The organism is Pelomonas sp. Root1217, from assembly GCF_001425705.1.
Classification (GTDB): domain Bacteria; phylum Pseudomonadota; class Gammaproteobacteria; order Burkholderiales; family Burkholderiaceae_C; genus Pelomonas.
Window position 1 is genome coordinate 1 of record NZ_LMDC01000013.1, and the last position, 14,755, is coordinate 14,755.

Below are 14,755 nucleotides of genomic sequence, written 5' to 3' on the forward strand. Positions count from 1 at the left end.
GGCCACTGGTGGGGCACGCCGGGCAAGGTCTACACGTCGACCGATGGCGGCCACACGTTCACGCTGAGCCAGGGCTCGGTGAACGCCGGGCTGGCGCCAAACTACTTCGGCAACACCTCGCTGGCGGTCAACCCCAACGTCGAGGGCGACCTCTGGCTGACCGACGGCAACACGGTGTACCGCTCGACCGATTCGGGCGCGACCTGGACCAAGCTCAGCCAATTCGCGTCGATCTTCACCGGCAACCAGTGGGCTGATGTGCAGGGCGCCAGCGCAATCGCGCTGGGCAAGGCCAAAGCCGGCGCGCCGTACTCGGCCGCGGTCTACGTCGTGGGCGTGATCAACGGCGTGTGGGGCGTGCATCGCTCCGACGACGCCGGCGCCACCTGGACGCGCTTCAACGACGACGCGAACCAGTTCGGCGGCATTGGCGTCATGGCGGCCGATCAAGGCATCTACGGCCGCATCTACATCAGTGGTACCGGCCGAGGAATGCTGTTCAGCAACTGAACCCCGCGCCCTTCCTCATTCCGCATCGCTCATGAACAAGACGAACTCGACAGCCACCACCTCGCTCGATGAACCGGCCCGCCGCAGCTTCGTGCGCACCGTCGCAGGCGCCGGGCTGGCCGCCATGGCCGGCGGGTCGGCGACGGCTGCCACCGCCCTGTCCGCCAACACCGCCGCCGCCGGCGCCACCGAGCCCGGCCTGCCCTTCCACGCCTGGGCCCCCACGCCGCCCATGGGCTGGAACAGCTGGGACGCCTTCGGCGCCAGCGTCACCGAAGCCGAGTACCTGGACAACGCGCGCATCCTTGCCGAGCGCTTCCTGCCCTTCGGCTACGACACCGCCACCGTCGACATCCAGTGGTACGAGGCGGGCGTCACGTCGGGCTGGTACCGGGACTTCGCGCCGCTGGTGCTGGACGGCAACGGCCGCCCGCAGCCCGCGCCCAACCGTTTCCCCAGCGCCGCCGGTGGCCGCGGCTTCGCGCCGCTCGCTGCCCAGGTGCACGCCATGGGCCTGCGCTTCGGCGTGCACATCATGCGGGGCATTCCGCGCCAGGCGGTCGGGCTGGAGCTGCCCATCGCCGGCAGCAAGTACCGCTGCAACGAAGTCGCCGATTCCCACTCCACCTGCGCCTGGAACACCGACATGTGCGGTGTCAAGCCCGAGCATCCCGGCGCCTTCGAGTGGTACCGCGCCTGGTTTGCCCAACTGGCCGAGTGGGGCGTGGACTTCGTCAAGGTCGACGACATCGCTGCGCCCAACTATCACGCCAAGGAAGTGGAGCTGATCCGCCGCGCCATCGACGCCACCGGTCGGCCCATGGTGCTGAGCCTGTCGCCCGGCCCGGCGCACCTGGATCAGTCGGCCCACCTGCAGGCCCACGCCAACCAATGGCGGGTCTGCAACGACTTCTGGGACACCTGGCCACAGCTGCGCGACAACCTCGTGAACCTCGTGAAGTGGGCGCCGCACGCCCGCGGGGGCGCCTGGCCCGATGCCGACATGCTGCCGGTCGGCAAGATCGGCCTGCGCAACTACGACGAGGGAGGCCGCGGCGAACGCGACACCCGCTTCACGCGCGACGAGCAGCTGCTGATGCTCACCGCCTGGACCTGCGCGCGCAGCCCGCTGATCCTGGGCAACGACCTGCGCCGCCTCGACGACTGGACGCTGCGCCTGGTCACCAACCCCGAGGTGCTGGCACTCCTGCGCGTGCCCGGGGCACGTGAGTGGCACTCGGTGGCACAAGGCCACCGCTTCGTCTGCAACGGCCCGCAGGGCACCTGGGCGGCATGGCTGAACACCGGCGACGCGCCGTGGCAGGTGCCTCTGCCTGCATGGCTGCCCGACGCCAGCCGCGACTGCTGGGCACGTGCGGTCCTGCCCGCAGGCACCCGCGTGCTAACCGTGCCGCCGCACGGTGCACGCTTGGTGCGTTGCGCCTGATAGGTATCGCTGACCCCGATCATGAAACTGAAAAAGACTCTGGTTGCCTGCACGCTGGCCCTGGCCGCACTCAACCCCGCCTTCGCCCAGAGCGCCGAAGGCCATCCCGACTGGCCCGGGGCCGGCCAGCTGTTCGCGGGCGTGAATTACCAGCCCGTGGACCGCACGCTGGAGCAGGTCAAGCGCGACGTTGCGCTGATGAAGCAATCTGGCTTCAAGGTCGTCCGCATGGGCGACCTGGCCTGGGACTACTTCGAACCCGAGGAAGGCAAGTTTGACTTCAAGCATTTCGACGCCGTGATGGCCGAGGTGCGCGCCGCCGGCATCAAGGTCATCCTCGACATCCCGGGGCTGCCGGCGCCGATGTGGCTGCACCACAAATACCCCGGCGTCGACATCACCAACCAGGCCGGCACCCGCCTGGCGCCGGCCGAGCGCTACATGGACAACATCGGCGACCCGGACTACCGGCGCCTGGCCACGCGCATGGCCGACAGGCTCATCAAGCGCTACGCCAAGCATCCGGCCCTGCTGGCCGTGGGCTATGACAACGAGATCGGCAACGGCTACATCTCCTATTCCGAGGCTGACCGCAAGCGCTTCGTCGAATGGCTGAAGAAGCGCTACGGCAGCATCGACGCGCTGAACAAGGCCTGGGCCACGCAGCGCTGGTCGCGTCGCATCGGCAAGTGGGAAGAAGTGCGGCTGCCCTATGCCGACGGTCCCGGCCCGGCCGAGCGTTATCTGGACCTGCGCCGTTTCTGGTCCGACCTGACCATTGCCGTTCTCGACGACCGGGAGGCCGTGCGCCGCAAGCACACACCCGACAAGCCTACGCTGTCGAACTACTGGAGCTGGTCGGGCCGCAAGGGCTTCGACTACCACGGCAGCTATCGCCAGCACACCACCTATGGCGCCATGGGCTTCTATGCCGGCGAACCGATCTACGGCGGATGGCAGGCTGCCCTCATCAGGGCGGGCATGACGACGCCGACCTGGTTCAACGAGTTCACCGCCGGCGGCCCAGGCTCCTACGGCAGCAAGGGCTGGTCGCGCATGTGGGCCCACTTCGTGCTGCTGATGGGCGGCCAGGCCGCGCTGGCCTGGACCTACAACAGCCATCTCGGCGGCGAGGAGCAGGCGCTGATGGGCTTGATCGACCATGACGACCGCCCCTCGTGGAAGCTGGCCGAATGGGCCCGCATCGCCAGCGACTACGCCAAGCTGGAGAAACTTGGCTTCCCGCGCCGCGTCGAGCCCAAGGTGGCCATCGCCTACTCCTTCGACAACGTCGCGGCCCACAGTGCCAATGGCGCGGCCAACAGCTCCCGCGACTACCTGAAGACGTCCTATCAGAAGCAGGCCCTCGGTGCCTTCGAGCCGCTGCTGAAGGACAACATCGACGTCGCGGCCATCAAGCTCTCCTACGAAGACCTGAGCCGCTACCGCCTCATCATCCTGCCCGGCATGTACCTGCTGGACAAAGCCTCCACCGAGGCGGTGCGCAAGTTCGTCACCGACGGCGGCACCGTGATCATGACGGCGCAGTCGGCCAAGGTGAACGAGCACAACCAGTGGCACGGGACGCCGTTGCCCGGCGGCCTGACCGACGTCTTCGGCCTGCGCACCAACGAGTACTACAGCGTCGCCGGCACGCTGAAGATTGGCGACGAGGAGGTCAAGGGCACGATTGAGCATTACGAGGTGCTGGAGCCCTCCACCGCCGACGTGCTGAGCCGCTTCAGCAACCTGGACGGCAGGCCGCCGGCGATCACTGTCAACAAGTTCGGCAAGGGCCGCGCGATCTACCTCGCCACACCGGCGCAGCCCCAGATCATGCGGCCGCTGCTGCGCTCGCTCTACGCGAGCCTGGGCATCGAGCCGGGTCCGAAGACGCCCGACGGCGTGTTCGCACGCGAGGTCGAAGGACGCGTGCTGTACGTCAACGCCAACTGGCAACCGATGGAGGTGCCGATCGCCGGCGCGATGAAGGGGGTGCTCGGTGACCAGCGCTGGGAAGGAAGCCTGAAGCTGGCGCCGCTCGGCGTGGAGCTGCTGGAACCTCTGAACTGAAGGATGACAGGCACTTCGCCCAGTTGTTGCACCGACTGAACGTCGGCAAGGCCAGTCGCTCCCCTCGGGGACGGCCCGCAACATCCCGGTTCGTGCGCCGCCGGATGCCGTGCAAGCGGAATTGATATTTGAGATGAAGCCCCGAAAGACGAGAACAACGCGATGAGAACGATAGCCCTCCCCCTGCTGCTCTCCCTGCTGGCTGCCACCGCGCACGCCGAGGTGCGCCTGGCCCAAGTGTTCAGCGACCACATGGTGCTGCAGCGCGACCGACCGCTGAACGTGTGGGGTCAGGCCACACCGGGCCAGACGCTGAGCATCGACCTCGGTGGCCGCAGCGGCACGGCCCGCGCAGGCGCCGACGGCCGCTGGCGCGTCCAGCTGGCCCCGTTACCGGCCGGCGGCCCGCACCGCCTCGTCGTCACGGGCGACAAGACCGCGGTGCTGAACGACGTGCTGGTCGGCGATGTCTGGCTGCTCGGCGGCCAATCGAACATGGAGTGGCCGCTGGCGCAGACCGACACCGGCCCACAGGAAGTGGCCTCACCGCAGAATGCGCAGCTGCGCCACCTGCGCGTGCCGCTGCGCGCCAGCGTGCAACCCGAAGCCAACATCGCGCCTGCGCCCTGGGTCGTCGCGGAGCCCGGCCGCGTGGCCGAGTTCAGCGCCGTCGGCTACCACTTCGCGCGCGAGATGCAGGCGGTGCAGGGCGTGCCCATCGGCCTGATCAACACGGCCTGGGGCGGCTCCATGCTGGAGACCTGGATGAGCCGCGACGCGGCGCTGCGCGACCCTGACCTCGCACCCGCGGTGCACGCCTTGCCGGCCGACAACGCTGCCTTCACTGCAGCATTGGGCCAGCGCATGCTGCCCCGCATCGCCGCCTGGCAGAAGGGTCTCCCGCTGGAGGGCGTGGACGCCTCGGGTTGGTCTGCCGCTGCCGACATCGACGCCGACTGGCCCACACTGAAGGCGCCCGGCAACTGGGAAGGCCAGGGCCTGGCCGACGTCGACGGCGTCGTCTGGATGCGCAAGCGCGTCGAGCTGAAGGCCGCCCAGGCCGCGGGAGCCGCGGAGCTGCGCCTGGCCAAGGTGGACGACTGCGACGAGGTCTGGGTCAACGGCCAGAAGGTCGGCGGCCAGTGCGGCTGGGAGCAGGCGCGCCACTACACGCTGCCAGCCGGCGTGCTGCGCTCAGGCGCCAACTGGATCGCCGTGCGGGTGACCGACACGGGCGGTGGCGGCGGCATCAACGGTGAGGCTGACGATCTGCGCCTGGACACCTCCGCCGGCAGCGTGTCGCTCGCCGGCCCCTGGCGGGCACGCGTCGAGAAGCTCGTGGCGGCCGGCGGCCCCGTGGCGAACAGCGCCCCGGCCCTGGGCCACAACGGCCTCGTCGCACCGCTGCAAGGCCTGTCCGTGCGCGGCGTGCTCTGGTACCAGGGCGAGGAAAACTCCGGGCGTGCGGCTGCCTATGCCGACGGCTTCAAGCGCCTCATCCAGGACTGGCGTGGCCAGTTCGCCGACCCTGACCTGCCCTTCTTCTTCGTGCAACTGGCCTCGTGGCGGCCCATGGCCGAGAACCGGCCCGACGGCAACGGCTGGGCCGAACTGCGCGCCAGCCAGGCCGCGGCCCTGGCGCTGCCCCACACCGGCATGGCCACGGCGATCGACGTGGGCGATGCCGTCGACATTCACCCCCGCAACAAGCGCACCGTGGGCCAGCGCCTGGCCGCGCTGGCGATGCACGAGCTGCGGCTGCGCACCGCGCCGGCCACGGGCCCGCGCCTGACCGGCCATCAGTCGAAGGGCGGCGAATTTGAGCTGCGCTTCGACACCACCGCCGGCGGCCTGCGAACTGCGCGCACCGGCGAGCCGCTGCGCGGCTTCTACGTCGCCGGCGCCGACCGGCGCTGGGTACCGGCCGAAGCACGCGTCGACGGTGATCGCATCGTGCTGCGCAGTGCCGCCGTGGCGGCCCCGGTGGCGGCGCGCTACGCCTGGGTCAACAACGCCAGCGAGGCCAATGTCGTCGGTGGCGACGGCCTGCCACTGCCGCCGCTGCGCACCGACGACTGGCCGCTGGAATCGGCAGGCCGGCGCTACGGGCGCTGAGCCCGACGCCAGTTCGACGCACCGCTCAACGGCGCTCTTCGTATCCCCTTCAAGTGAATCTCCGCATGCACCACCTGATCCGACGCGCCGCTCATACCGTCGCACTGCTCTGCTTCATCGCCACCACGCCCGCCCACGCCGACGGCACGCTGAAGCTGGAAGCTCCCAAGCCCAATGTGGCGCCAACCCCGCCGATGGGCTGGAACTCGTGGAACAAGTTCGACTGCAACGTCAGCGAGCAATTGATCCGCCAGCAGGCCGACGCGATGGCCGCCTCCGGCATGAAGGACGCCGGCTACCAGTACATCGTCATCGACGACTGCTGGCAGAAGAGCCGCGACGGCCGCCTCCGGCATGAAGGACGCCGGCTACCAGTACATCGTCATCGACGACTGCTGGCAGAAGAGCCGCGACGCCGACGGCAACATCCAGGCCGACCCCGAGCGCTTCCCGTCCGGCATCAAGGCGCTCGCCGACTACGTGCACAGCAAGGGACTGAAGTTTGGTCTCTATTCCGACGCCGGCTCTCTGACCTGCGCCGGCCGCCCGGGCAGCGCTGGCCGTGAGTTCCAGGACGCGAGCCAGTACGCCAGATGGGGCGTGGACTTTCTGAAATACGACTGGTGCAACACCGGCACCCGCAACGCCGAGGCCGCCTACACCGTCATGGCCAAGGCCCTGCGCGAGTCCGGCCGCGACATCGTGTTTTCCATCTGCGAATGGGGCACCGACCATCCCGAGCGCTGGGGCCCGACGGTCGGCCACCTGTGGCGCACCACCCATGACATCTACGACGGTTGGGAAAGCACGAAGGACAAGGGCAATGGCATGACCAACATCCTGGACATGCAAGCCGCGCGCGGGGGCCAGTCGGCGCCCAATGCCTGGAATGACCCCGACATGCTGGAAGTGGGCAACGGCGGCATGACGACGACGGAATACGAGTCGCACTTCTCGCTGTGGGCCATGCTGGCCGCGCCGCTGATCGCCGGCAACGACCTGTCCAAGATGGACGCCGACACGCTGCGTATCCTCACCNCACTTCTCGCTGTGGGCCATGCTGGCCGCGCCGCTGATCGCCGGCAACGACCTGTCCAAGATGGACGCCGACACGCTGCGTATCCTCACCAACAAGGATGTCATCGCCGTCGACCAGGATGCGCTGGGCCAGCAAGGCCGCCGCGCGCTGAAGGAAGGCGACCTCGAGGTCTGGGTGCGGCCGCTGGCGGGCGGCGAGTTCGCCGCCGTGCTGTTCAACCGCGGCAAGACGCCCGCCGACATGAAGCTGAACTGGGACCTCCTCGGCCTGCCCGCCAACCAGAAGGCCGACGTGAAGGACCTGTGGAGCAAGAAGGTCACGAAGGGCGCGAGCGGCAGCTACGGCGGCAAGGTTGCGCCACATGGCGTGCTCATGGTGCGCATCAAGGCCGCGCCGTGACGACGCTGCCGGCGAACGCCTGCGAATGCACGTGGCAGCACCGTACCTGTTTGTTTTCGACTGCTGGCTGAAATCCGGCCCCACAGTTTCGTGGAGCTTTCCAATGCGCAATCATCTTTCCCTGTCGCTGATATTCCTTTTATTGATTGGCGAATCCAATGGCGTCTTTGCAACGGCGCCAGAGCAGCGCGTCACGCTGCAAGGCAATGCGGGCGGGAAGCGTTTTGACGGCATCGGCGTCGTTGATGGGGGCGGGGCTACGTCGGTCTTGTTGAAGGATTATCCGGAACCCCAGCGCAGCCAGATTCTTGATTTGATGTACAAGCCAAAGTTCGGTGCTTCCGTCAACGCGCTTTACGTCGAAATTCCCGGCGATGGCAATTCCACGCAGGGCTCCATGCCCAGCCATATGCACAAACGCGATGACCTGAACTATTCGCGTGGTTATATCTGGTGGGTGATGCAAGAGGCCAAGAAGCGCAATCCGAAACTTTCGCTTGACGCCACTGCCTGGAGCGCGCCCGGATGGGTGGGCGACCAGGGCCCGGTGTTTGCGAAGAATGCCGGTAGCGACGAAAAGGGCGACCTCAACTTCTTTTCACAGGACACGGCCAACTACTACGTCAAATGGCTCCAGGGCTTGCGCCAGGTGTATGGACTGGAGCTGGATGCGATCGGCATCCGAAATGAAAAGGGCGTGAGCTATGACTTCAGCAAGGCGCTGCGCACAACCCTGACGGCGAACGGTTTCAAGTCGACAAAGATTCACGCCTTCGACAACTGGCCGGACGACTGGAAGTTCAATTTCGTGAAAGACATGCTGACGGACAAGGACTTGCGTGACTCGATCGACATCATCGGCGCTCATATCAATCCGCCCGAGTCATTTACGCCAGCATCGGTGCGCGAGTTGGCTGAAAGCCTCGACAAACCGATCTGGAACACCGAACAGCACGTGTACAAGGCTGGTTATGACGGCCTGATCTCGATGGTGCAGGGTTTCAACGAGAATTTTGTTCGCAGTGGCGCGACCAAGATCGTCAACTGGTATGGCATTGCCGGCCTGTACACCATGACCCCGTATTCCGGAGAGAAAGAAGCGGCCATACGGGCAAACTGGCCTTGGAGTGCGCATTACCAGCTCAACCCCGTGCTTTGGGGTTACGCCCATTACGGCCAATTCACCGAAATCGGCTGGACCTACCTCAAGGGTGGCAGCGGCGACCTGACGGCGGGCGGCACTTATGTCACCCTGAAATCGCCAGCCAGCGACTACAGCATCATCCTGGAAACCAAAGACGCCACGACCCAACAGCGGGTCAGCTTCGAGATTGGCGGCGGCCTGTCGTCGAATAGGTTGGCAGTGTGGCGCAGCAATGAGAAGGAGCACTTCGCACGCCAGGATGACCTTGAACCGGTCAATGGTGTCGTGACGCTCACGGTCGATCCGCATACCGTCTATTCGCTGACGACTACCCGTGGGCAGCGTAAGGGTGGTTTCGACAAGATCCCGGAGATAAAGGCGTTCCCCTTCCCCTATTACGAGACCTTCGAACAGTACGCCGATCCGAAGCAATGGGGTTATTTGCCGCGCTATTTCTCCGACATCAGCGGTGCCTTCGAGCTGACCGCTTGTCCTGGGAGGAAGGGACGTTGCTTGCGTCAGATGACGCCAGTGCCAACGATCTCGTGGGGGCCCGACTGGCAGCCGTACACCATCATTGGTGACGACGCCTGGCAAGACTACGAGGTCAGCACCGACGTGTATCTGCAGCCTGGCGACGCGGCCGCAGTGATGGGGCGTGTGAACCATGTCGGCACGGGTTTCGGTGTCATCCCCAAAGGCTACTTCGCGCAACTGGACGACAGCGGGCAGCTGCGGTTGGTCGTCATTCGCGGCAAGGCTGACCCGAAGAAGCTGGAAGGCGACGCCGAGCAGCAGGCCTTGATCAAGGCGCAAAACGACAGCAGTGCAGGTGGCGAAAAATTGCTTGCGACGACGCAGTTGGCGGGCATCGCGCCAAAGCGGTGGCACAAATTGGCGCTGCGTTTCAGCGGTTCCACCATCACCGCCGTCGTCGACGGAAAAGCGGTACTGAGCGCGACCGACACGCTGTACGGCAAGGGCATGGCGGGGCTGATGGTGGCCGCGTCTCACAACCGCGTCAGCACGCCGTATTTTGACAATGTGCTCATCAACAGACTGAATGGCACGTTGCCGAAGCCAGCGACTGCCATCGCTGGACAGCGTTCGGTTTATCCAAGGTCGGCGCGGTGAACTTCTGCAGTCAATCATCTGCATTGGCAGCCCCGGCCGGCCCCTTGAAACCATGAAGCTCCAGCACATGCGCACCACCCTGCGCACCGACGACTGGCCGCTTCAATCCGCCAGCCGCCGCTACGGCCGTTGAGTGGTCCACCTCTGCACATAGTCGAAAGAATCCGATGCATCACCTGATCCAACACGCCGCGCACACGCTGGCCCTGCTTTGCGCAGTGACCGCCGCCCTGCCGGTCCACGCGCACGAGACCCTCAAGCTCGACGCGCCCAAACCCAACCTCGCACCCACGCCGCCCATGGGCTGGAACTCCTGGAACAAGTTCGCCTGCAACGTCAGCGAGCAATTGATCCGCCAGCAGGCCGACGCCATGGCTGCCTCCGGCATGAAGGACGCCGGCTATCAATACCTCGTCATCGACGACTGCTGGCAGAAGAGCCGCGACGCCGACGGCAACATCCAGGCCGACCCCGAGCGTTTCCCTTCAGGCATCAAGGCGCTGGCCGACTACGTGCACGGCAAAGGCCTGAAGTTCGGCCTGTACTCCGACGCCGGCTCGCTGACCTGCGGCGGCCGCCCGGGCAGCGCCGGCCATGAGTTCCAGGACGCGCGACAGTACGCCAGATGGGGCGTCGACTACCTGAAATACGACTGGTGCTACACCGGCACCCGCAACGCCGAGGCCGCCTACACCATCATGTCCAAGGCCTTGCGCGAGTCGGGCCGCGACATCGTGTTTTCGCTCTGCGATTGGGGCGGAAGCAAGCCTGGCCGGTGGGCCCACCCCGTCGGTCATCTGTGGCGCACCACGGGCGACATCTACGACGCCTGGGAGGGCAAGAAGGAATGGTCACACGGCATGACCAACATCCTCGACATGAACGCCGAGCTGTCGAGCGAGGCGGCCCCCAACGGCTGGAACGACCCCGACATGCTCGAAGTAGGCAACGGCGGCATGACGACCACCGAGTACGAGTCGCACTTCTCGCTGTGGGCCATGCTGGCCGCGCCGCTGATCGCCGGCAACGACCTGTCCAAGATGGACGCCGACACGCTGCGTATCCTCACCNTACGAGTCGCACTTCTCGCTGTGGGCCATGCTGGCCGCGCCGCTGATCGCCGGCAACGACCTGTCCAAGATGGACGCCGACACGCTGCGTATCCTCACCAACAAGGACGTCATCGCCGTCGACCAGGATGCGCTGGGCAAGCAGGGCCGCCGCCTGCTGAAGGAAGGCGATCTCGAGGTCTGGGTGCGTCCGCTGTCGGGCGGTGAGCACGCGGTGGTGCTGTTCAACCGAGGCAAGACGCCCGCCGACATGAAGGTGGCTTGGGAGCAGCTCCAGTGGCCTGCCGACCAGAAGGCCGACGCGAAGGACCTGTGGAGCAAGAAGGTCACGAAGGGCGTGCACGGCAGCTTCGGCGGCAAGGTGGCGCCGCATGGCGTGATCATGGTTCGCATCAAGGCTGCGCCATGACGGGCAAGGCATTGCTGGTCGCGCTGGCCGTCCTGGCCAGCGGCGCGCAGGCCGAGACGCAGACCGCGAAGGACGCCAGGTCGCTGGAGGCCGCCCTGCAGCGGGCGCGGACCGACAAGCACATCCACCGCATCGAGCTGACTGCTGGCAATTACGAGCTGTTGGCGCCTATCGTCATTGACGAGGCCTTGTCGGGCACGGCAGACGCGCCCTTCGTGCTCGCCGCGGCGCCTGGGGCCCAGCCCGTGTTGAGCGGCGCGACGTCGCTGCCGGCGCTGCGCTGGGAACGCTGGAAGGACGGCATCTGGCGGGCTCGCATCGCCGCTGCTTCCTTCCAACGCCTGTGGCTGGGCAAGCAAGCGCTGGTGCGCGCCCGCTACCCCAATCTCGACCCGGCCAATCCGGGCTTTGGCGGCGCAGCCGACGCCACCTCGCCCGAGCGCGTGGCGCGCTGGCGCGACCCGCGGGGCGCTGTGCTGCATGCGCTGCACGGCTATCAATGGGGTGGGCTGCAGGTTCCCATCCTCGGCAAGAAGCCCGACGGCAGCCTGGGCTACGGCCCGCAGCTGGCCAACAACCGCGTGATGCCGCCCAGCGACAAGGACCGCTACGTCGAGAACGTGCGGGAGGAACTGGACGCGCCGGGCGAGTGGTTCCACGACGTTGGCGAGGGCTGGCTCTACTTCAAGCCGCTGGCCGGCGAGCGGCCGCCGGCGCGGGGCTTTCGCGCAGGCCGGCTGGAGGCCCTCGTGCGCATCGAGGGGCATGCGCGGGACGTGCAGCATGTGCAGCTGCGCGGCCTGCAGTTCAGCGACACCGAGCCCACGTTCCTGAAGGCGACCGAGCCGCTGCTGCGCTCCGACTGGAAGTTCTACCGCGCCGGCGCGGTGACGGTGGAGAACGCCCGCGACGTGCGCATCGAGCAAGGCGAGTTCACCGCGCTGGGCGGCCACGGCGTGGTCGTCAGCGGCCGCGCCCGGCAGGTGACCGTCTCCGCCAACCACATCCATGACATCGGCGGCACTGCGGTGGCTTTTGTCGGCCGGCCGGAGGCCGTGCGCTCGCCGCTGTTCGAGTACCACGAGCGGCTGGAGGTCGCGGCCATCGACCGCACGTCCGGCCCGAAGTCGGACGCCTATCCCAAGGATTCCGAAGCCAGCGACAACCTCATCCACGACATCGGCCAGATCGACCGCCAGGCAACCGGCGTGCAGATCGCGATGGCCGCGCGCATCACGGTCGACCACAACAGCATCTACCGCATGCCACGCGCCGGCATCAATATCGGCGACGGCAACTGGGGTGGGCACCTCATCACCCACAACGACGTGTTCGACACCGTGCGCCTGACCGGCGACCACGGCAGCTTCAACAGCTGGGGCCGAGACCGCTACTGGCACCCCGACCGCGCCGAGATGGACCGCCGCGCCGCGGCCCACCCGGAGCTGGCACTGCTGGATGCCGTTGAGCCCATCGTCATGCGGCGCAACCGCTGGCGCTGCGACCATGGCTGGGACGTCGACCTCGATGATGGCGCCTCCAACTACGTCATCGAGGAAAACCTGATGCTGGCCGGCGGGCTCAAGCTGCGCGAGGGCTTCCAGCGCATCGTGCGCAACAACATTCTCGTCAACGGCAGCTTCCACCCGCACGTGTGGTTCGACAACGGCGAGGACGTCTTCGAGTCCAACGTCGTCATGGGCGCGCACCAGCCGGTGGAGATCAGGCGCTGGGGGCGCAGCGTCAACCGCAACTTCTTCGTCGCCGAGGCCGACCTGCGAGCCGCCCAGGCGCGTGGCACCGATGCCGACTCGGTGGCCGGCGACCCGCACTTTGCCGCACCGGCTCGGGGCGACTACACGGTCATGAACGCGGCGCTGGCCACGCGCATCGGCTTCGTCAACTTCCCCATGGACGACTTCGGCGTGCGGCCGGCGCGGTTGAAGAGGCTGGCATCGCAGCCGGCCTTCCCGGTCCCCAAGCAGCTCGGCCAGGCCGCCCCGCTGCAGGCCGCGCGGCAACTGCATGGCCTCGGCCTCAAGCCGATCGAGACGCTGGGCGAGCAGTCCGCCGCAGGGCTGGGCGAGAAGGCCGGCCTCATCGTGCTGGCTGTCGAAGCGGGCAGCGCCGGCGCGGCGGCCGGCCTGCAGCCGCGCGACGTCATCGTTGCCAGTGGCCAGCAAGCGATCAACGACGTCGCAACGCTGCAGGCGCTGTTGGCAACGGGCCGGCGCACCGAGCTCACCGTCGTGCGGAACCAGACGCGCATCCTTGTGCATTGGCCGGCGGCGGTGATCAAGGGCTTTTGAACGCCATGGATTTTTCATGCCTCAGGCTTTTCACCGTCGATGCGACGCGCCCATGAACCTTACTGGCTGCTAGACAACAGCCGAACGTCAGAAAAGAAGCTATGACCTCGCCATCACGCGAGCCCGCCCCGCCTCTGCCGACACTGCACAACGGCAGCAATGGCGGCGCGGCGTCATCGATGCTGCCGGCAAGATCGTGCGCAGCGTCGTGCAGCGCCGCGAGATCACGGCGGCCGGCGTGCGCAGTGTGCCGGCCCTGGCCCTGGAGCACGAACTGGATGCCGTAAGCCTGGCACGGGCTGCCGCCACTCCCGCCGCTGCCCCGGACCCGGTACAGCTGCGCGACGGGACGGCCACGCGGCGCATCGGCATCGAGTGGGTGTGCTGCCCGAAGGTCTTTGACCTACGCCTTCAGGGCGTTGGGGGTCCTTGTTGGAGCCCTTGCTCGAACACGTCTCGTTCAGGTGAACCCAGCACGTCAATATCACCTTTAGCCTCGCCGATCGCACGTGTATGCAGGCAACGACTTGTCTTCAACGCCCCGCCGACCTCGCCGATTGCATACACCAGGTAGATTTGACCGACATGGAAGTCCACACCACACATGGTGACCTGAGAATCAGTTCGGACGATCAATTCGTCCGCGGCGGCCCCCTTCCATGACTTGAACACCCGGAAGCGGACCGCGACCTCCGCTTGCTCGCAAAGGGCGACTCGTTTGTCGCCGGAAATCAGGGTCCGGCAATCGCTCGGTCGCTCGGCCAATGAGTCAATCCACTTCGTTTCGAGCGTGACGGCGGTGACCAGCCCCGTAAACACCGCGGCCGCTGCGTCCCGCTCGCGTTCCGGCGAGCGCTCGCGCCATACGCAACTGCATGCGGAGGACGTATCGGGCTGAGCGACGAGCGCCACGACCATCAGACCTGTAGCGATTGAACCTCGCATCTTTTTCCTCAGACTTTCTAGACAAGATTGCTTCTAGAGCCGAGGCGGCGGGCAACTCACGAGGCGTTCACTCCTCCAACGCGACCACCAGCACCGCCTTGGCAGGCACCTTGATCGACAGCTTGCCGCCCGCGGCACGCGCGCTGAACGCTGCCGGCTTG

General features: G+C 66.7%; 11 protein-coding genes. 10 read left to right on the forward strand and 1 reads right to left on the reverse strand.

All coding sequences use genetic code 11. From position 1 onward, the window contains the following. The 10 genes from ASC95_RS31165 to ASC95_RS14190 all read left to right on the forward strand — a co-directional run. The coding region (locus tag ASC95_RS31165) for a WD40/YVTN/BNR-like repeat-containing protein (RefSeq protein WP_369820613.1) at window positions 1–510 on the forward strand (510 nt) is incomplete at its 5' end. Between the two features lie 31 nt (window positions 511–541). Continuing rightward, window positions 542–1,957 (forward strand): glycoside hydrolase family 27 protein, encoded by a 1,416-nt coding sequence (locus ASC95_RS14160; RefSeq protein WP_200960142.1) that lies wholly within the window; start codon window positions 542–544, stop codon window positions 1,955–1,957. A 21-nt stretch (window positions 1,958–1,978) separates the two neighbouring features. Further along, on the forward strand, window positions 1,979–4,030 hold the full coding sequence (locus tag ASC95_RS14165) for a beta-galactosidase (protein ID WP_056194697.1): 2,052 nt from the start codon (window positions 1,979–1,981) through the stop codon (window positions 4,028–4,030). A 162-nt stretch (window positions 4,031–4,192) separates the two neighbouring features. Next, a complete protein-coding gene (locus ASC95_RS14170) occupies window positions 4,193–6,145 on the forward strand; it encodes a sialate O-acetylesterase (protein ID WP_057298387.1) in 1,953 nt (650 codons plus the stop codon). Window positions 6,146–6,499: 354 nt separating this feature from the next. Then, window positions 6,500–7,183: glycoside hydrolase family 27 protein (locus ASC95_RS31385; RefSeq protein WP_369820614.1), on the forward strand; the 684-nt coding region annotated here is incomplete at its 3' end. 10 nt (window positions 7,184–7,193) lie between these two features. Next, the gene (locus ASC95_RS32525) at window positions 7,194–7,583 is read left to right on the forward strand and encodes a hypothetical protein (RefSeq protein ID WP_369820615.1); all 390 of its coding nucleotides are present in this window, start codon (window positions 7,194–7,196) and stop codon (window positions 7,581–7,583) included. A 103-nt stretch (window positions 7,584–7,686) separates the two neighbouring features. Next, window positions 7,687–9,861, forward strand: a complete 2,175-nt coding sequence (locus ASC95_RS14180; protein ID WP_057298388.1) for a galactosylceramidase — start codon at window positions 7,687–7,689, stop codon at window positions 9,859–9,861. Between the two features lie 167 nt (window positions 9,862–10,028). Beyond that, a partial coding sequence (locus tag ASC95_RS14185) for a glycoside hydrolase family 27 protein (RefSeq protein ID WP_235537925.1) occupies window positions 10,029–10,931 on the forward strand: 903 nt, incomplete at its 3' end. 19 nt (window positions 10,932–10,950) lie between these two features. After that, window positions 10,951–11,340: a hypothetical protein gene (locus ASC95_RS32530; protein WP_369820616.1), complete on the forward strand. Its 390-nt coding sequence runs from the start codon at window positions 10,951–10,953 to the stop codon at window positions 11,338–11,340. Continuing rightward, window positions 11,337–13,649, forward strand: coding sequence for a right-handed parallel beta-helix repeat-containing protein (locus tag ASC95_RS14190; RefSeq protein WP_057298389.1), 2,313 nt, complete (start codon window positions 11,337–11,339; stop codon window positions 13,647–13,649). Before ASC95_RS32530 ends, ASC95_RS14190 begins: the two co-directional genes overlap by 4 nt. A gap of 411 nt (window positions 13,650–14,060) precedes the next feature. Here ASC95_RS14190 and ASC95_RS14195 read toward each other — a convergent pair whose 3' ends face one another. Beyond that, the gene (locus ASC95_RS14195) at window positions 14,061–14,567 is read right to left on the reverse strand and encodes a hypothetical protein (protein ID WP_057298390.1); all 507 of its coding nucleotides are present in this window, start codon (window positions 14,565–14,567) and stop codon (window positions 14,061–14,063) included. Window positions 14,568–14,755: the final 188 nt, after the last annotated feature.

Coding starts and splice junctions, on each gene's coding strand:
- ASC95_RS14160 (WP_200960142.1), top strand. CDS start 542: ATGAACAAGACGAACTCGACAGCCACCACCTCGCTCGATGAACCGGCC.
- ASC95_RS14165 (WP_056194697.1), top strand. CDS start 1,979: ATGAAACTGAAAAAGACTCTGGTTGCCTGCACGCTGGCCCTGGCCGCA.
- ASC95_RS14170 (WP_057298387.1), top strand. CDS start 4,193: ATGAGAACGATAGCCCTCCCCCTGCTGCTCTCCCTGCTGGCTGCCACC.
- ASC95_RS14180 (WP_057298388.1), top strand. CDS start 7,687: ATGCGCAATCATCTTTCCCTGTCGCTGATATTCCTTTTATTGATTGGC.
- ASC95_RS14190 (WP_057298389.1), top strand. CDS start 11,337: ATGACGGGCAAGGCATTGCTGGTCGCGCTGGCCGTCCTGGCCAGCGGC.
- ASC95_RS14195 (WP_057298390.1), bottom strand. CDS start 14,567: ATGGTCGTGGCGCTCGTCGCTCAGCCCGATACGTCCTCCGCATGCAGT.